Below are 16884 nucleotides of genomic sequence, written 5' to 3' on the forward strand. Positions count from 1 at the left end.
AAGTTTAGTAGTAGTTATCGGTATGCTTTCAAAATTTTCTCGATTGTACCCGTCGTAGAGCGTCCGTCTAAGAACTCGATTGTGCGCACTTCGCCGCCTGCTGCTTCAACCACATCTTTGCCCACAATATTTTCTATTGCCCAATCGTTGCCTTTGACCAACACATCTGGCAGCAGTGCCTCAATGACGCGTAGGGGTGTATCGTCATCAAACAGTACGACCAGATCAACTGGCTTCAGACGACTCAAGATATACGCACGGTCTTGCTCAGAGTTTATGGGTCGTCTTTCCCCTTTGAGTCGGCGCACAGAGGCATCGCTGTTGATTGCCACGACCAGCATATCACCCAGCGCTTTTGCTTTCTCGAGATACTGCACGTGCCCTGCATGCAGAATATCAAAACAGCCATTGGTAAACACAACGGTTTTGCCAAGTTGCTGCGCATACCGAACTCTCCTTTGTGCTTCGTCGAGCGGGACATTTGCGCGCTCTAACTCTTGCATCTGTTGCATATGATTTTGCGAAAAGATTTAACGAAATTACATGGGCTCAGGGCAAGTGGCACAAATGCCGCCTTTGCTTGAAAATACAAACCCTTGTGGTTCTTTCTGATACAGGGGAATCTTCACAATTCTGACATAGCTTGGCAAAACCTTTGACTGGCTCGTACAAATGTCTCACGATTGCAAACGCAGTTGAGAGCTTCAAAGCAAAAGTGATGAAACAACCCATAAAGCAAGTGAGAGATTGGCTGCTCTATCAACTCATTCGAGCATGTGCTGCCATTGTGCAGCGCCTCTCTAAAGAGCGCTTACGCACCCTTGCAGAGCGACTTGGCAATTGGCTCTACGATGGCTTGAAACTGCGCCGTAAGTTAGTCGAACAAAATCTACTTGTGGCTTTTCCTGAAAAGAGCACAGAAGAGCGCGCCACTATTGCCCGAAAAATGTATCACGGTCAAGCCCTCAACCTGCTGGAAGTGCTGCGACTGCCCCTTGTGCGCACCAAGCATGATGCCCAAGCCCTCTTTGAGATTGACCCTAGTGTCATAGACTTGCATTGTTTTTCAAAAGGACGTGGCGGTGTTATTGTCTCTGCGCATTTTGGCAATTGGGAATTGATGGCAGTCTGTTGGGCACTTGCTACGCAACCGATTGCAATTGTCTACAAACCGCTCTCCAATCCATACCTTAACACCTTGCTCAATCAGTGGCGCACACAGTGCGGGAACGAACTTATCACCATGAGCGACGCACCGCGTTTGGGCTTGCGCCGATTGCGCGAGGGGAAACTGCTTGCGCTTCTTAGTGACCAATCAGGACACAGCGATGGCTATTTTATGCCATTTTTAGGACGCCCCGCCTCGGTTTTTCTTGGCGCTGCGGTCTTCGCCCTTCGCACAAATCTGCCGATGTTGCTTGCCATGCCAATTCGCACTGCATCTGGCAAGTATCGCTTGGAGATTACACACATTCCAACCGACGACCTCACCTATAGCCAAGAGAACGTGCATAGACTTGCCACGCGATATACCCAAGCTATTGAAGCCTACATTCGCCGCTACCCCGAGCAGTGGTTTTGGCTGCACAATCGCTGGAAACATCAACCCTCGCTTGAGACGGCTGAAGTTTCAAGCCATCAAATGCAGAATGAGACGCTATGAGCCGCTTGCCGTTCAAGTACACCCCGAAATATCTTCTGCATGAAGCCATTAAATGGACAGAATACGGCATGCAGCGCGGGCTGATTTATCTCCTGCGTCTGCTCTTGCCACGCCGCCGTGGCTTGCTCAGCCAGATTGAATTTCACAAGGCAAAAGTACTTTTTTTGCGACAAAACCAAATTGGTGATGCACTGATTTCAACACCGATTTTCACTGCGCTAAAACGCCACTATCCCACTATCCAGCTTGATGTGCTGCTCGATAGACGCAACGCTACCGCACTTGCTGGCAATCCGCATCTACACACGCACTATGTAATTAAGCAAACAAAATTTGACCTTCTTGATGTGCTCCGCGCCATTCGTAAAGCACAATATGATATCGTCGTTGATTTGATTCACTCTGCTTCTACAACCTCCACGCTCATTTGCCTCTTTTCAGGCGCAAGCGTAATATGCGGCTTTGAGCGACAAAACGATTTCGTCTACGACGCCAAAGTAAAATTGCCAGCAGGCAAACGTATGATGCGCCAACTGGCTGAAATCCTATGCCTTTTCAACATTGACCCCGACACAGAACCGCTTGAACCATATTTTTTCATTTCAGACGCCTCACGCACCTTTGCTGAAAACGTAATCTCGACATGGCGCGATAAAGCAGAGCGCCTCGTGATTGGGCTTAACATTTCGGCAAGTTCACTGACCTTCAAATTCTGGGGCACCGAGAATTTTGTTGCACTTGCTAAACACATCAAAGCTCGACTGCCTGATGCTATTCTGCTGATTCTTTACGCAAAAGATTATGCCAGTTTTGCAAAAGAGATTGCACAGCAAAGCGGAGCGGTACTCTCTGAAGCCACACCAACGCTTTCCGATTTTGCTGCACTAATCTCCATGCTCGATGCTTTGATTACCCCTGACTCTGCTGCTGTGCATTTTGCCGATATCTTTCGTGTCCCTTCACTCATTCTCACACATTTGCCCGAAGGCGAAACCGCATGGTATCCCTCTTTCACAGTGTTCAGGGTTTTGCACGGACGCGATGGTCGAGTCGCTTCAATTCCCTTGCAAGACGTGCTTGCTGCCAGCGATGAATTTTTGCAGATGCTTTTTTCAGAATCGAAGAAAGGCAACGGCACGATTGTCTAACACTCACATTATGCAGGCTTTTCTGATTGTGTAACAGCATTCCTCGCATTGTCTTCTTGCAGCATTCGCTGCATCCTAAAAGTCTTAGACTTTACCCCAGAGATTGTGTAATTTCAGGTAGTACATTAACGCGCCCTTGTGTGGGGCATATCGGGAAAGGAGAATAACCATGTCAATCTTGCGCGACCTTATTCAGAACATCCTCAATCGCTATTCCGAAGAGCACAATGAAATGATCAAAATGATTGAGGAAGAAAAACAGCATGGCTACCTTAAAGACCTTATTGAGACTGGCGACCGTCTGATTGAAGAAAATCCGAATTATGTTGATGAAGTCAAGAAAAGTGAGACGGGCTGTTGGATGGAGCAGATGTATCAACGTCGTTACTGCCGCATCTGCGATTTCGTTGACGACTGTCCCATTCACCTTGAGGAACAGTGGCAAATCTTTCTGGCACAGCAAACACCAGAGCGCCGTGCTGAACTTGAAGCCATGCTTGTCGAGCAGCAAATGCGCTATTTTCAGCGCTATGTCAAATGATGGTCATCACCGCGTGAAGTGTTGTTAGCATATGCCCTTGAGGTAGTCTAGATTAGACTTTTGCATCTTGCAATTGTGCACAAATCTTTGTGGACTTGCTATTTAAGCGTAGAGCAATCCACTATGCGAGTCAGTCGCACATGCGCAGAATTGCGGGTCCCTTCGTTTTTTCTTCTTTTGCAACACTGCACCTACTTTCCCATGATCTGCAGCCAGCTTGCAGTTGGATGTTTATATCACTTCAGTAGCCCCTATCTTTGTGATTAAAATTTAGGTTAAACATACAAATGTCTTTGAAGTGCTACTTTGCTCTTGTTCTCTTTTCAAGTTTTGCATCATTTGCTTTTGGACAGCAGCCTGCCGCTTCACCGTCTTCGGGTCAGGCTGTTCGTGCCTTGCCCCGTTTTGATGCCTACTCGATCTTTTTTAGCCGTGAATTAGGCAATGCTTTCGGCGGAAGTTTAGGCATCAGCATCTTCGATAACCAAACGTTTTATGTGGTTGGTCTCTCGCCAGAGTTAGAATTAGAGCGGTGGGGTGTTGGGTTAGACATCAACTTGCGCATTAGTCAGCAAGGGCAGCTGCGTCAGGAAGATTGGCGCGATGGCATTTCCAGTTACCTGCGTCTCCTTCGCTATGTGCGATACGGCTTCAAGCGCGATAGCCTCTACTTTCGCCTTGGTCAGCTCGATGCTGCGCGGCTCGGGCATGGCTCTATTATGTTTTTATACCGCAATAATGCCAGCTACGATGCGCGCCGTCTTGGCATTGAGTTTGATGCCGACTTTGGGCATTTCGGTTTCGAGTCCGTTGTCAGTGATGTGAGCACGTTTTATGTCGTTGGGGTTCGTCCATTTTGGCGTCCTTTGCACGCTTTCGGTTCAGGGTTAGAGTTTGGGGCGACGGTTGTGTCTGACTTCAACGAGAATGCCAACATACAACTGAGTCATGGCGCTGATACAACGAATAGGCTTGCTCAATCTGGGATAATCGGACGAGAGCGTGCGCTTATTGCGCTTGGCGTTGATGCGGGCGTACCGATTGTGCGCCTGCCTATGTTTGATGCCGACCTTCACTTTGATGTGGCTGGCATTGTAGGTTATGGTGCCGGCATTGCAGCGGGCATATCAGGCTCGCTGAAAAATCTCTTTGGCATTGCGGTTGTCTCAGCCAAACTCGAGCAGCGATTGCTTACCGATCGTTTCCAATTTGCCTACTTTGATGCGCTCTATGAGCAAGGGCGTTACCGTCAGTCTGATACCGCTATTGCCGCACGGTCAGATGATCTTCGTCATAGCGCTCGAGGTGATCTGGGCATTTATGGAGAATTGGGGGGTTCCATCTTGGGCAAATTTCACTTATTTGGCTCTTATCAGCGGCTTTACCGCAGCACACGCGGCGCACTTTTGCAGATCTCTGCACGTTTCGAGGAGCTTATTCCTGCGCTTGTCTTTCGCGCCGATTATTTTAAGCGCGATTTTAGCCTTGAGAAGCTTTTCACTCTTGATGAGCAGACGTTTGCGCAAGTGGAGTTTGGCTACCTGCCTTATCCCTATCTTTCACTTTCTGTTGTCTATCAATGGACATTCTTGCCTGTGCGCGGGGAAAACAACACCATTTTACGCTATGAACCACTGCTGCGCCTTGAGCCACGCGTCTCCTTGCGCTTGCAGTTCTGAATTTCCTACCTATGTATTTTCTAATGTTAAATTTTTGTTAAACACTTGACAAGCGCTGCTCTAGCTTTTATATTTCGTTACGCCGTTCTAAGTTTTGTTTTCTATTACCGCTCATATTCAAAACGAACAAAACCAAATACAGCGTTCGCTGCGGAAGGGAGAGACATCACCAATGCAACACTATGATCTTGCGTCAGAACTAGCGGCTGCGCGTCAAGCACTGGGCATCACACTCCTCGAAATCAGTCATCGAACCAACATCCAACTTGAATCGTTGCAGCGGCTTGAGAGCGGTTGCTACGACTTTCTTCCACCTTTCTACATACGCCAAATTGTGCGCAAATACGCAGAAGCACTTAACCTTCCTGCTGAGACGCTTCGCGCTTATCTTGCAGCGCTCGATGAGCATTTTTCAGCTCAGTCCAATGCACTTCAGGCACAGCAAGTGTCGCCGCCTTCGTCGCCATCCTCAGACGAGTGGTTGGAGCGTCTGGCTTTGCTTTTCTCCCCCATGCGGCTGGCTATCTTTGGTCTGTCTATCTTGGCTCTTGCTGCAGGCGCATTTTACTTTTCTTCACGCTCGTCTGAGCCTGAAGTCATTCGCAAAATCGGTTCATCGGCTACGCCATCGGTTATGGCGAGCTCTTCTGATCGGCAAGTTTCATCTTCTTCGACTGAACCAACATCGAAAACTCTCCTTCCGCCACCGACACTTGACGCTGTTTCTGCCACACCTGCTGCAGCATCGAGTCCGATTCCTACTTTTGCCACTGAGCACACTTCAAAGAAAAAGCTCTCTTTGGTCGTGCGCGCCAAGTCAGATTGCTGGGTCGGTGTTGTCACAGATGAGAGCAAAGTTCAGGAAGCTTATCTGCGTGCTAATGAAAGTTCTCACTTTGATGCCGATAGCCTTGTCAAACTTACACTCGGTAAGGCTGAAGTTGCAGAAGTGTGGCTCAACGGTAAGTCCGTTGAACTGCCCAAGCGAGCAGGTGTTGTTTCTAATCTGCGGTTCTCGCTTAAAGATATTGCTGACCAGAACTGATGCATCATGTCGCTTGGGGCTTGCCTTAGCTTTACATCTGTGCCCTGTCTTGCTGACTACTTCAACATTTTCAAGATAAGCCAGCTCATCAATATGCTGCGTGCACTCCAGAGCACCGTGCGAATCCAATTTGTGGCTACCAGTGCCTGATGGATTCTTTCATCGAATCCTGCACTTAGCTGTGCATGTTTTGGGACTTGGATAAACATTGTCGAAAACCAGATTATACCGAGCAATGCTGCTCCCAAAACCGCCTCGCTTGCTGAAACTTCATTTGGTCGTTCCCAACAGAGATAAAGCGCCGTTACCAGTTCTACCAGCATTGGAAGGATTACGACTGCTGTGGTAAGATTGGAATGTAAGAGTTCATAGTCGCGGAATGACACGCTGCCAACACGACTGAAGAGCGGATAATGCACGATTTGTACGTACCAGATGACGCCAGTCATGAACAGCGTCGCCATGAAATTGAGCAATAATGCACTTGTTGGCAGAGACATTTGGATTAAAAGGCATTACATTTTAGGTTTTGAAACTCTATGTAGAACGCGCGGCGTTCCCTATCTTTGTAATGAGATGTTTGGGCAGTTTATCAGACGGCATCAGAACATCAACTTTTAATCAGCAAGGCAAATTATGACGAACAATTTCACGACAAGTGCACGAGAAAATCGTGTGGGACTGTGGATCAGTGTGAGTTTTCTCTGGGGTACTACTTTTTACATTTCCTCTATTTTTGTGTTGCGCCTAACCAGTGAGCAACTTGGTGGTAATTTTCATCCTGAGTTTTTGGATAGTCTCAAGTCTTACCTTTTTTATGCTCCATTGATTATTGCTGTTGCACTGGGGGGCTATGGGGTCAATCGGCTTTATGATCCTACGGGGGCGAAGCGTCAAGAGCGTATCAGCAGTGTTACAGCAGGGGTCAAAGAGAAAGTCTTTGTATCATTTCTGGGTAGCCTTGCGACAAGTTTTGGATTCTGCTTAATGACCGCATTAGCCTTCTGGGCTGCACATTTTACCTTTGGCATTGCGTTTGAGATGTCGCTTGGCGCCATACTTATCGGCTCGCTTGTTAACATGCTTGCAGGTCTCTTGGGCTCGCTGCTTACAGGGTTGGTCTTTTTAGGACTTAAACTTGCAGGCAAGTTTCCAGCTGGCGAAGTTGTACCGTAACTTGCCATCATTGTATCTTTGCGCACCAAACCTTAACAAGTTGTTCTAAATGTCATCACTTATTGTTCTTGGGATTATTTTACTCATTGTGGGATTTGTTGCGGCAGGCACAAATCCAAATTTTCAACGTTTCTCTACCTTATTTCGGCTTGGCGGTATAGGTGTTATCGCTATCGGGATTTTGTCAAAGTGTATTGTGCAGATTGAGGGTGGTACAGTTGGTGTAAAACGTCTTTTCGGTGAGATTCAACCCGATGTACTCACCGAAGGGCTACGTTTTATCAATCCGCTGGTAGAGGTCGTGCGCTTCGACATCAAAACACAAAACTACACGATGTCGGGTGCTAACGATGAGGCTGGGCGGACAACTGACGATGCAATGCGCGTGCTGAGTGCTGATGGGTTGGAAGTTGTGCTCGATGTTACGGTGCTGTATCGCGTGGTTGCCAGCGAAGCCCCGCGTTTGCTGCGCGAAGTTGGCGTGGATTATCGAGAAAAAATTGTGCGCCCGATTATTCGTACAGCCATGCGCGATAACGCGGTCTACTACAATGCGGTCGACCTTTACTCCTCAAAGCGGGATGAATTTCAAATTCGCATTGTAGAGAAAATTCGCAAAGATTTTGAATCGCGCGGGCTTTTTTTGGAGCAAGTTTTGGTGCGCAACATTGCCTTGCCGCCTTCTGTGAAAGCGGCTATTGAAGCAAAAATCAATGCTGAGCAAGAAGCGCAAAAGATGCAGTTCATTTTGCTCAAAGAGCAGCAAGAAGCCGAACGCAAGCGTGTCGAGGCACAGGGTATTTCAGACTATCAGAAAATCATCAACAGCACGCTGACCGATAAGCAATTGCAATACGAGCAAATCAAAGCCATGCAAGAGCTGGTCAAATCACCCAACTCCAAGGTGATTTTTATGGGCAAAGGCGCAGGCGCTTCTGTCTTGATTGGTGATAAATAAAATCTTTCTGAGATTCTCTGAAAAAATACGCACTATGAAACTGCACTTAGGCTGCGCTACGCATGTCTTCGAGGTGTGGATTAACATAGCTTACAGTTTAGGCGCTAGGCTTGCTAAGTCTCCTCCTCTACGCTCACTCCTACTTCATCACGCATCTTTTCCGACACTGTGAAAATCCTTGATCGATACATTCTTGTGCAGTATGCGCAAGCCTTTCTTTTTGGTACGCTTGCTTTCATTGCGCTGTTTATCTTAATTGATGTTATTGAGAAAATTGACTACTACATTGATCGCAAAGCCACTTTTCTTGCCGTTGCTGGATACTATCTTTACCTTCTGCCTGAAAACATCAAACTGACTGCGCCTATTAGTGCACTGCTTGCTGCGCTTTTTGTTACAGGCAATCTCTCCAAACAAACGGAACTAACTGCCATGAAAGCCGGCGGGATTAGTCTTTACCGCATTCTGATGCCTTTCTTTGCAGTTGCTGCGGTCATTACGCTCGTAGACTTCTTTTTTTCGGGCTGGCTTGTGCCCAGTACAACGCGCGAAAAGCAAAAGTTTGAATCGGTGCAACTTGGCAAAACTTTTTGGACGGGCGGCAGTCGCAGCAACTTCAATGTTCTTGACCAACCCCATCGCTTGGTTACCATTGGGTATTTTGATGATGTACAGAATATCTGCTACAATGTCAGTGTGCAGGAATTTGAGGGTTCATCAATGCAGTGGCGCATTGATGCTAAGCAGATGATATTTGACACCACGCGCAACCGCTGGGTTTTGCAAGAAGCCATTTGTCGTCGTTTCACGCTTTCGCCTGAAGAATACAGTTTTGTGGCTGCTGTCGACTCATTCAGTTTTTCATTTACGTTACGTGATTTGCAAGAAAACACTTCCGCACTTGATCTGCTGACACTTCCAGACCACCGTGCCTTTATTGAGAAGCGTAAAAGAGGTGGTTTTGAAGCACTTGACGAGGCACTGGTGAAATATCACAGCAAAATTGCCTTTCCAGTAGCGTGCATGATTGTCGTACTGATTGGTGTGCCTCTCTCTGCAGCCAAAAAGCGCAGCGGTCTTGCACTTGAAGCAGGCATTAGCATTCTCGTGGGCTTTATCTATCTTGGCTTGCAACAAACGTTTGCTACCTTGGGCTATAAAGGTGAAATTCCGCCTTGGTTAGCAGCGTGGTTTCCCAACCTTCTCTTTTTTGCTGTTGGACTGGTGATGCTATGGCGCGCACAAAAGTAAATCGTTACAATCAAGTTCTAGGTCGCGCCGGCGAGGATTACGCAGTTGAATTTCTTGCGGAGCGTGGCTTTGAGATTCTTGCGCGAAACTATCGCTGTGGCAGAAATGAAATTGATTTGATTGCCAAGCGTGGGAATATCATCTCATTTGTTGAAGTCAAGACTCGACGCACTGCTGCGTTTGGTCATCCCACTGCAGCCATCACAACGTCTAAGCAGCGTGAAATCGCTAAAGCGGCAGAGTGTTATATCCACGCCGCGCATCATCCTGATGCCTTGTATCGTTTTGATGTTGTTGCTATTTCTTTTGCTAACGGTATCCCCATGATTGAATTTATTGAAGATGCCTTCAGAATCTTTTAGCACCATAGATTTTAGAGCCATTTATTTTTCCAATTTGCTCACTTTAATTCCATGAAAGCACTTATTACATCAGGTGGACACGGCACGCGCTTGCGTCCTATCACACACACACAAAACAAACATCTTATTCCTATTGCTAACAAGCCGATGCTGTACTATGCTATTGAAGCCGTTGCTGCAGCGGGCATTAAGGAAGTGGGAATTGTCACCAATGCTAAAAATAAAGATGTCGAGCAAGCGATTGGCTCTGGCAAAAGCTTCGGGGTAAAGATTACCTACATTCCGCAAGAAGCGCCGTTAGGGCTTGCACATGTGGTTAAAATCTCACAGGATTTTATCAAAGATGAGCCATTTATTTTTATTTGGGTGATAATATGCTAGTCGGCGGCGTTCAGCGCTTCATTGAGGAGTTTCAATCGCAGCGCTCGAATTGTCATTTGACCCTTGCGAAAGTTAAGGACCCTGAGCGTTTTGGGGTGCCTGAACTAAAAGATAATCGCATTGTCTCCATTGAAGAAAAGCCGCAGAAGCCGAAGTCGAACTATGCCGTGGCAGGCATTTATCTTTATGATTCCTGCATTTTTGAAGCGGTTAATGCAATTCAACCCAGTGCACGTGGTGAGCTTGAAATTTCTGATGCGCATCAATATCTGATTGAAAAGCAGTATCGTGTCACTTACTCGGAAATTACAGGCTGGTGGAAAGATACAGGCAAGCCGTTTGATTTGCTTGAAGCAAACCGTCTGGTGTTAGAAAATCAGGAGTCCGCGATTGAAGGCGATGTTGATGATGACTCCAGCGTTACAGGGAAAGTCGTGATTGGCAAGGGAACAAAAGTCCAGAACAGTGTGCTGCGCGGACCGTGCATCATCGGTAAGAACTGCCTCATCAAGGACAGTTATATTGGACCTTTTACTTCTATTTATGACGACTGCATCATCAAGAAGTCTGAGATTGAGTTCAGCATCGTGCTGCGCAACTGCCGCATTGAAGATGTTGGCATTCGCATCGAAGAAAGTCTCTTAGGCAATGATGTGCAAATTGTCAGTGCAACCAAGAAACCTAAGACAAATCGGTTTATGCTCGGCGATCAATCGCGTGTAGAGGTTGTTTAGTACTATTTTGGCGCTGTTGCCGCCATATCGTCTTGAATGTCGCGTTGTAGTTCGTTGCCAAGTCGCCAAATCAGGCTATGGATTTTGCCGGGCAAGACCGTTTGCGAGGCTCCCACAAGATAGAGTTTATTGCCCAGTGAGCGAATTGCAAGCACGCCGTTTTCGAACTCTTTGGTTACGGTCAGCAATGCGTTGAACTGCGCTGCATAGCCTTGCTCCTTAACCCAGAAAATTTCATCGGCGATGATGTCGGTTATGCGGTTCAAATCACATTTTTTCGTGGTTGCTACTTGTAGAATTGTGCCTTGTTCGGTCATAATGAGTGCATGATCCAAGCCATCGGATTCAATCATAGACCACAGTGTTTCTTTGTAGCGTGTAAATTTGCTGCGAAAGTCCTCTGGCAGTGTTTCAGGCTCAGCGACACGCTTAGGCAATCCCTCCTTCACTGCTTTTTTTCGCTCAATGACTTGCAGTTCAGCAGCACTGACTGGCGTCTCTGCAGACTTTGTGAGCAGTTCTGGGCGTTCTGTAACCAAAGTCTGCAACATTGGACGAATCGCTGTCAGAATGCCTGAAATGCGATTGACGGCACATGCAGGATTGATGCGTACGCACATCGAAATGGTACAATAGCCCAGCGGCTCTTGGCAGCGTGCTCGTTGTTGATACTTGCTTGTAGGCTCTAGCACCGCAAGAATATCAGCGCGGCTACGTTTTGTAGGTGCCTGTTGCGATTCCGTGATAAGAAAATCCCAAAAAAATTCTTGCAAATGTTTGAGTTCTTTTGCGCTGAGTTTTTGTAGAATCGCATTATAGACTTGTTCATCAGCGACAGCTGCAAGCAATTTTTGCTTGACGGCATTGAGGGCATCGAGTTGAGCAGTCGTGAATTGGCTCATATAAAGGTCGCAATCGAATGAACGGTTTTGAACGAATACACTTATGAAAATAGCCGTTGAAGATAGCGTTGCAGGCGCTCCAGCGCGAGTGCACGATGGCTTACTTTGTTTTTTTCATCCATGCTTAGCTCTGCAAAGGTCTTTGACAGAGTTTGCACTTCAAAGATGGGGTCGTAGCCAAATCCTGCTTCACCGCGTGGTGCCGTAGCAATGATACCTTGCACTTCGCCTTCAAAGGTAGATTCAAAATAGGGCGAGTCAGTATGATTTGCAAGATGAAATGCGCCCACCAGCGCTATCACCGTGCGAAACTTTGCCTCACGGTGTGTTACGCCTTTGAGCTCGCGCAAGAGTTTCGCCACGTTTTCCGAGTAGCTTGGCTTACGCCCCAGTTCCCTTTCAGCGTAGCGTGCTGAATGAACACCCGGCGCACCGCCTAACGCCATCACTTCTAATCCTGTGTCATCGGACAGCGCAAGCACATTAGACAGTCCCTGCGCCGTTAATGCCGCATAAATTTCTCTAGCTTTTTTGAGTGCATTGCCTTCCAATGTGGATTGTGTTTCTTCCACTTCAGGCAGACGCAACCCCATGGCTTCAAGTTCATCTACACTTTTGATGCGCAGCACAGTCGTAAGGTCATGAAGTTTAAGTTTGATTTCACGGGCTTTATCCATATTGCGCGTGGCAAGTGCAAGTATTACAGAGTCAGTATTGGATTTTATCATCTTTTTCTTTCCAGAGTTTGAATGCCTCGAGGGCTTCGCTGCGCAATATTTGTTCAATGTGCACAGCACGCTGCGCGTGTGGCAAGGTGATTTCACGGTAAAGAAAGGCATCATCGAAGCCGATAGCGGCGGCATCATCACGCGTATTGGCGTAGTAAATTTTGCGCAAGCGTGCCCAGTAAATGGCAGCAAGGCACATTGGACAAGGCTCGCATGTTGTGTAAATCTCGCAATCTGTTAGGTGAAAGTGTCGAATGTGCTGGCAGGCTTGACGAATTGCGACAATTTCTGCATGCGCAGTTGGGTCGTTGGACGAAGTAACGAGATTTGTGCCACGCCCAATTATTTTTCCATCTTTGACAATCACAGCGGCAAACGGTCCACCTCTGCCTGCATGTACATTTTCGAGTGAGAGGGCAATGGCTTCTTGCATAAACTCAAGGTTCATTTCTGCTGCATTTAATTTTGGGTTTCACGCCAGCTCTCCAGCCCATCTCTTACGACGTTGCACTTCGAATCAAGTTCAACATCTCTCGCACAGCTTCTGTCATGCCCACCAGTGCTGCACGTGCAATGATAGCATGTCCAATACTCACTTCTTCAATCACATCGGCAAGTGAAGCAAAGGCTGTAATGTTTCGGTAATTCAATCCGTGTCCAGCGACCACACGTAAGCCGAGACTTCGAGCTTGTTCTGCTGCCTTTCGCAAGCGTGAGAGTTCTTGGCAGATTTCGCGCTCATCTTTCAAGCATGAAAATTTTCCTGTGTGAAGTTCAACAAACGTTGCACCCAGTTTCGCCGAGAGTTCAACATCTTCTGGTTCAATGAACAGTGAAGTTGGAATTTGATGCGACGCCAGTTCTTCAATGAATGGCGCTAAGGCTGAAAAATGGCGTTTGACATCCAAGCCTCCTTCTGTGGTTAGCTCTTCGCGCTTTTCAGGGACCAGCGTTACCAGCTCAGGCTTTATCTCAATGGCAATGCGTTTCATTTCTTCTGTTGCTGCCATCTCAAGGTCGAGCTTTGTTTTGATGGTTTCACGCAGTCGCCGCAGATCGTGGTCTTGAATGTGTCGGCGATCTTCACGCAAGTGACAGACAATACCTGATGCGCCTGCAAGTTCTGCCAATACGGCAGCGTGCACTGGATCAGGCTCACTTTCACGGCGCGCATTACGCAGCGTCGCAATATGATCGACATTGACAGCCAAACGCATAGGAAGAGACATTAAGTTGGGATAAAAAGAGGCATTTCGGCTCTCATCTTTGCGAAGTATCGGCAAGATTGCGTTGCAGAGATTTCATCATATCGCATTGAATCAATGTGCTTGTGCCGCTGAGTACTTTGGGTATTTCCTCATAGAGTTCGGGGGTTGTTGCAATGAGCGAGCGGATGGCGTTGAGCACGCGCTCAGCCTTGATTTTGTCTTCACCCGTAAGTGTGTGTTGCGGCAAAGTTGAGACATCTTCTAACTGTTTTTGCACAAGATGGTAGAGCGCTGGAATCTCGAGGCTATTGTTGACGATAGCGCCGAGCAATTTTTCCATTTTTGAGAGTCTCGACAGTTCTGCGTCGTGTGCGGTCAGTTCATCGAGTCTTTGAAAGGCATCAGAGTAGAGTGCAGAAAGATAAGGACGCGATTCACGCAGTGCCGTCAGCAGCAGCGGCACGTCATTAAGATTGAGCGGCTCGAAGCAGAACGTGTTGTCGGTGTAGAGTATCAGTTTAACGCCGTTAGAGGGCAGCGTGAAAGTGGCTTGTGGTGTTTTGCTTCTTGCAAGGTCTGCATCGGTCTCTAAGCCGGGAAAAGATTTTGCAAAGCGCGTTTTCGCTTCAGAGGCTTCCCACTTTTGTTCGCTGTACATTTGCTATTTGCTATTATCGTCAAAAAAATTAGATACGTAATTTACGCATACTTTGCAAGAAACCAGACAAACGACAGTGCTAATTTCGAATCATGGTTGTCGCTGATGCGATTCGTCACATGTGCAAGGCACCTTTATCATCGGCTCAATGTCTTTGTGCCTTTATCAGTCTTTGTGCTTTCGCTGAAATTATGCGTTATTTGTCTCTACGATTTTGAAACCTGCAATGCAATCTCACGCTATGCTGTATCCAACTCAATTTCTTGCACTTTTACCTTTCGCTACGGTTACGCTCGATCTTACTCAACGCATCTTACTTGGCATCACACTGATTGCTACAATTATTTTGAGCGTGGTGCTTACGGTCTGGTCGGAGCGTCGCATTGCCGCAGCGATTCAGCATCGCATTGGACCTAACCGTGTTGGTCCTTTTTGGACTTTTGCAACCTTTTGCCGATGTGATGAAACTGCTCTTCAAAGAAGATGTCACGCCTGCTGCTGCAAATCGTTTCTATCATCTGCTTGCGCCCATGATTTCGCTCTTTGCCGCACTGACCACGATTGCAGTTGTGCCTTTTGCTAAAGGTGTTGCAATTGCAGATGTGAGTGTTGGCATTCTTTACATTCTTGCAATTACCTCCATCGGTGTCTATGGTTTGACGATTGCAGGCTGGGCATCAAACAATAAGTATTCGCTCTTGGGTGGCTTGCGTTCCTCGGCGCAGATGATTAGTTATGAAATTGCCATGGGGCTTTCTGTTGTGAGCGTGGTTGTGCTGGCTAATTCACTGCGCATGACTGATATTGTCGAATCGCAAACTTCTAATCCGCTATATTGGAACTGCTTTCGAAATTTCATCGGGTTTATTTGTTTCACTATCGCCGCATTTGCGGAGTGCAACCGCTCGCCGTTCGATTTACCCGAAGCTGAACAAGAACTCGTCGGTGGCTACAATACCGAGTTTGGCTCAATGAAATTTGCCACCTTCTTTCTTGCCGAATATGCCAATATGATTGTCGCTTCTGCGGTCATTGCGACACTTTTTCTTGGTGGCTATCAAGTGCCTTTCATTGATGAGACCACAGGGCTACCGATTTGGCTATTTGTAACGCTGCAAGTTGGGGCGTTTGTAGTTAAAACTGTTTTTATGATTTTTGTCTTTATTTGGGTACGCTGGACTGTGCCGCGCTTCAAATACAACCAACTTATGGATTTGGGCTGGCGTAAGCTTTTACCGCTCTCGCTCTTTAATCTACTTCTTATCGCCGCTGGCGCTTTGATGTTTGGCAGTAAATAAAATTGCAAATTGCTTGCGACTTTGTTTTCGCCTTGAACAGACTTTGCTAAATCAAGACCTGTTGTAACTATGGCAACTTCATCAGACGCTACGCTCACCATGCGTCGCAAGCAGCGCCATGTTGAACTTTGCCTGAACGAAAATGTGGATTTTGTCAAACGCAATGGCTTTGAGCGCTACGACTTTCGCCACAATGCTACGCCTGAGCTGAACCTTGCAGAGATTGACCTTAGCACCACCTTTCTTGGTAGGAAAGTCAGCTATCCGCTGATGATTTCCTCTATGACAGGCGGATACAATGGCGCTACGCAAGTTAATGCCGTGCTTGCTCAAGCCTGTGAGCACTTGAATATCCCACTCGGTGTGGGCAGCATGCGCCAAGCCTTGGAGTCTGAGGCACATCGTGAAAGTTTTGCTGTGGTGCGCAGGGTTGCGCCGAGCATTCCAATTTTTGCCAATATCGGCGCTCCTGAAGTTGCCAAAGGGCTCACCAAAGGCGAGCTAAAGTTACTACTTGAGCTTGTGCGCGCTGATGGACTTATCGTGCATCTGAATGCGGCACAAGAACTCTTTCAGCCTGAAGGCAATACGAACTTCAAAGGATTTCTGTCGCAACTGTGCAAACTCTGTAAGCATCTGCCTGTGCCCATCATTGCAAAGGAAGTCGGGAATGGTATCTCTGGTGAAGTCGCTGCTCGGTTGATTGAGGCAGGCGTCCAAGCTATTGATGTCGCAGGAGCTGGGGGTACGAATTGGCAAAAGGTTGAAGCCTTGCGCTACGCTGAGAAATTCACTCATGATGAGCGTTTTACAGAGAGTGGATTTGCAGAACTGATGAACTGGGGCATTCCCACAGCAGAGTGTTTGGAAGAGTTGCGTGCCTTACGACGCAGAAAAGACTATCGACACGCACAGGTGATTGCGTCAGGTGGCATTTCAAACGGCGTAGAAATCGCAAAAGCCCTTGCACTCGGTGCCGACCTTGCCGCATTAGCCAAGCCTTTTCTCAAAGCTGCCTTTGAGCCTGCCGGTGTAGAAGCCGTAAAAAAATTTGCCCTGCGCCTGATGCACGACCTGCGCGCAACAATGTTTCTTTTGGGTACAAAAAGCATCAAATTGCTCAAACAAATCCCTTTGGAAAAGAAAGCGTAA

General features: G+C 47.3%; 17 protein-coding genes and 2 pseudogenes. 12 read left to right on the forward strand and 7 right to left on the reverse strand.

All coding sequences use genetic code 11. The annotated features are described in order from the left end of the window. Positions 1-14: 14 nt before the first annotated feature. Entirely contained in the window at positions 15-512 is a 498-nt protein-coding gene (gene rfaE2 / locus CMR00_04430; GenBank protein ID PIO48547.1) for a D-glycero-beta-D-manno-heptose 1-phosphate adenylyltransferase, read from the reverse strand. A gap of 131 nt (positions 513-643) precedes the next feature. Between rfaE2 and CMR00_04435 the strand changes: the two genes are divergently transcribed. From CMR00_04435 to CMR00_04455, 5 genes are all read left to right on the forward strand, one after another. Beyond that, positions 644-1663, forward strand: a complete 1020-nt coding sequence (locus CMR00_04435) for a lipid A biosynthesis acyltransferase (GenBank protein PIO48548.1) — start codon at positions 644-646, stop codon at positions 1661-1663. Continuing rightward, complete coding sequence (locus CMR00_04440) at positions 1660-2811, forward strand: hypothetical protein (protein PIO48549.1); 1152 nt, start codon at positions 1660-1662, stop codon at positions 2809-2811. Before CMR00_04435 ends, CMR00_04440 begins: the two co-directional genes overlap by 4 nt. Positions 2812-2980: 169 nt before the next feature. Continuing rightward, a complete protein-coding gene (locus tag CMR00_04445; GenBank protein ID PIO48550.1) occupies positions 2981-3352 on the forward strand; it encodes a hypothetical protein in 372 nt (123 codons plus the stop codon). Positions 3353-3639: 287 nt separating this feature from the next. Beyond that, positions 3640-5031: a hypothetical protein gene (locus CMR00_04450; GenBank protein ID PIO48551.1), complete on the forward strand. Its 1392-nt coding sequence runs from the start codon at positions 3640-3642 to the stop codon at positions 5029-5031. Between the two features lie 172 nt (positions 5032-5203). Next, on the forward strand, positions 5204-6076 hold the full coding sequence (locus CMR00_04455; GenBank protein PIO48552.1) for a hypothetical protein: 873 nt from the start codon (positions 5204-5206) through the stop codon (positions 6074-6076). Between the two features lie 56 nt (positions 6077-6132). On the opposite strand, the gene CMR00_04460 is transcribed toward CMR00_04455, so the two are convergent. Beyond that, positions 6133-6576 carry a hypothetical protein gene (locus tag CMR00_04460; GenBank protein ID PIO48553.1) on the reverse strand — a complete coding sequence of 148 codons (444 nt, stop codon included), beginning with the start codon at positions 6574-6576 and terminating at the stop codon, positions 6133-6135. A 136-nt stretch (positions 6577-6712) separates the two neighbouring features. On the opposite strand from CMR00_04460, the gene CMR00_04465 reads away from it, so the two are divergent. From CMR00_04465 to CMR00_04485, 5 genes and pseudogenes are all read left to right on the forward strand, one after another. Further along, entirely contained in the window at positions 6713-7252 is a 540-nt protein-coding gene (locus CMR00_04465; GenBank protein ID PIO48554.1) for a hypothetical protein, read from the forward strand. A 49-nt stretch (positions 7253-7301) separates the two neighbouring features. Beyond that, positions 7302-8210, forward strand: a complete 909-nt coding sequence (locus tag CMR00_04470) for a band 7 protein (protein ID PIO48555.1) — start codon at positions 7302-7304, stop codon at positions 8208-8210. A 153-nt stretch (positions 8211-8363) separates the two neighbouring features. Next, positions 8364-9461: an LPS export ABC transporter permease LptG gene (locus CMR00_04475; GenBank protein PIO48556.1), complete on the forward strand. Its 1098-nt coding sequence runs from the start codon at positions 8364-8366 to the stop codon at positions 9459-9461. Further along, positions 9443-9823: a YraN family protein gene (locus CMR00_04480; GenBank protein PIO48557.1), complete on the forward strand. Its 381-nt coding sequence runs from the start codon at positions 9443-9445 to the stop codon at positions 9821-9823. Before CMR00_04475 ends, CMR00_04480 begins: the two co-directional genes overlap by 19 nt. A gap of 51 nt (positions 9824-9874) precedes the next feature. Next, a pseudogene (locus CMR00_04485) lies at positions 9875-10938 on the forward strand (glucose-1-phosphate thymidylyltransferase). A gap of 2 nt (positions 10939-10940) precedes the next feature. Here CMR00_04485 and CMR00_04490 read toward each other — a convergent pair. Genes CMR00_04490 through CMR00_04510 form a run of 5 tightly spaced genes read right to left on the reverse strand, consistent with a single transcriptional unit; the run spans position 10941 to position 14434 of the window. Further along, positions 10941-11840 (reverse strand): hypothetical protein, encoded by a 900-nt coding sequence (locus tag CMR00_04490; protein ID PIO48558.1) that lies wholly within the window; start codon positions 11838-11840, stop codon positions 10941-10943. Between the two features lie 41 nt (positions 11841-11881). Next, complete coding sequence (rdgB, locus tag CMR00_04495; GenBank protein PIO48559.1) at positions 11882-12568, reverse strand: non-canonical purine NTP pyrophosphatase, RdgB/HAM1 family; 687 nt, start codon at positions 12566-12568, stop codon at positions 11882-11884. Continuing rightward, a complete protein-coding gene (locus tag CMR00_04500; GenBank protein ID PIO48560.1) occupies positions 12549-13016 on the reverse strand; it encodes a tRNA-specific adenosine deaminase in 468 nt (155 codons plus the stop codon). Before CMR00_04500 ends, rdgB begins: the two co-directional genes overlap by 20 nt. A 49-nt stretch (positions 13017-13065) precedes the next feature. Next, positions 13066-13785 carry a pyridoxine 5'-phosphate synthase gene (locus CMR00_04505; GenBank protein PIO48573.1) on the reverse strand — a complete coding sequence of 240 codons (720 nt, stop codon included), beginning with the start codon at positions 13783-13785 and terminating at the stop codon, positions 13066-13068. Positions 13786-13828: 43 nt separating this feature from the next. Next, positions 13829-14434, reverse strand: a complete 606-nt coding sequence (locus CMR00_04510) for a hypothetical protein (GenBank protein ID PIO48561.1) — start codon at positions 14432-14434, stop codon at positions 13829-13831. Between the two features lie 241 nt (positions 14435-14675). Here CMR00_04510 and CMR00_04515 point away from each other — a divergent pair. Next, positions 14676-15732: pseudogene (locus tag CMR00_04515) on the forward strand (NADH-quinone oxidoreductase subunit NuoH). 69 nt (positions 15733-15801) lie between these two features. Beyond that, positions 15802-16884 carry a type 2 isopentenyl-diphosphate Delta-isomerase gene (locus CMR00_04520; GenBank protein ID PIO48562.1) on the forward strand — a complete coding sequence of 361 codons (1083 nt, stop codon included), beginning with the start codon at positions 15802-15804 and terminating at the stop codon, positions 16882-16884.

The organism is [Chlorobium] sp. 445 (assembly GCA_002763895.1).
In the GTDB taxonomy this organism is placed as follows: domain Bacteria; phylum Bacteroidota; class Chlorobiia; order Chlorobiales; family Thermochlorobacteraceae; genus Thermochlorobacter.

Bases quoted from the DNA above. Each gene is read 5' to 3' on its own strand.
- CMR00_04445 (PIO48550.1), top strand. From the start codon at position 2,981: ATGTCAATCTTGCGCGACCTTATTCAGAACATCCTCAATCGCTATTCC.
- CMR00_04510 (PIO48561.1), bottom strand. From the start codon at position 14,434: ATGTACAGCGAACAAAAGTGGGAAGCCTCTGAAGCGAAAACGCGCTTT.
- CMR00_04490 (PIO48558.1), bottom strand. From the start codon at position 11,840: ATGAGCCAATTCACGACTGCTCAACTCGATGCCCTCAATGCCGTCAAG.
- CMR00_04480 (PIO48557.1), top strand. From the start codon at position 9,443: ATGGCGCGCACAAAAGTAAATCGTTACAATCAAGTTCTAGGTCGCGCC.
- CMR00_04470 (PIO48555.1), top strand. From the start codon at position 7,302: ATGTCATCACTTATTGTTCTTGGGATTATTTTACTCATTGTGGGATTT.
- CMR00_04440 (PIO48549.1), top strand. From the start codon at position 1,660: ATGAGCCGCTTGCCGTTCAAGTACACCCCGAAATATCTTCTGCATGAA.
- rdgB (PIO48559.1), bottom strand. From the start codon at position 12,568: ATGATAAAATCCAATACTGACTCTGTAATACTTGCACTTGCCACGCGC.
- CMR00_04520 (PIO48562.1), top strand. From the start codon at position 15,802: ATGGCAACTTCATCAGACGCTACGCTCACCATGCGTCGCAAGCAGCGC.
- CMR00_04450 (PIO48551.1), top strand. From the start codon at position 3,640: ATGTCTTTGAAGTGCTACTTTGCTCTTGTTCTCTTTTCAAGTTTTGCA.
- CMR00_04465 (PIO48554.1), top strand. From the start codon at position 6,713: ATGACGAACAATTTCACGACAAGTGCACGAGAAAATCGTGTGGGACTG.
- rfaE2 (PIO48547.1), bottom strand. From the start codon at position 512: ATGCAACAGATGCAAGAGTTAGAGCGCGCAAATGTCCCGCTCGACGAA.
- CMR00_04505 (PIO48573.1), bottom strand. From the start codon at position 13,785: ATGCGTTTGGCTGTCAATGTCGATCATATTGCGACGCTGCGTAATGCG.
- CMR00_04500 (PIO48560.1), bottom strand. From the start codon at position 13,016: ATGAACCTTGAGTTTATGCAAGAAGCCATTGCCCTCTCACTCGAAAAT.
- CMR00_04460 (PIO48553.1), bottom strand. From the start codon at position 6,576: ATGTCTCTGCCAACAAGTGCATTATTGCTCAATTTCATGGCGACGCTG.
- CMR00_04455 (PIO48552.1), top strand. From the start codon at position 5,204: ATGCAACACTATGATCTTGCGTCAGAACTAGCGGCTGCGCGTCAAGCA.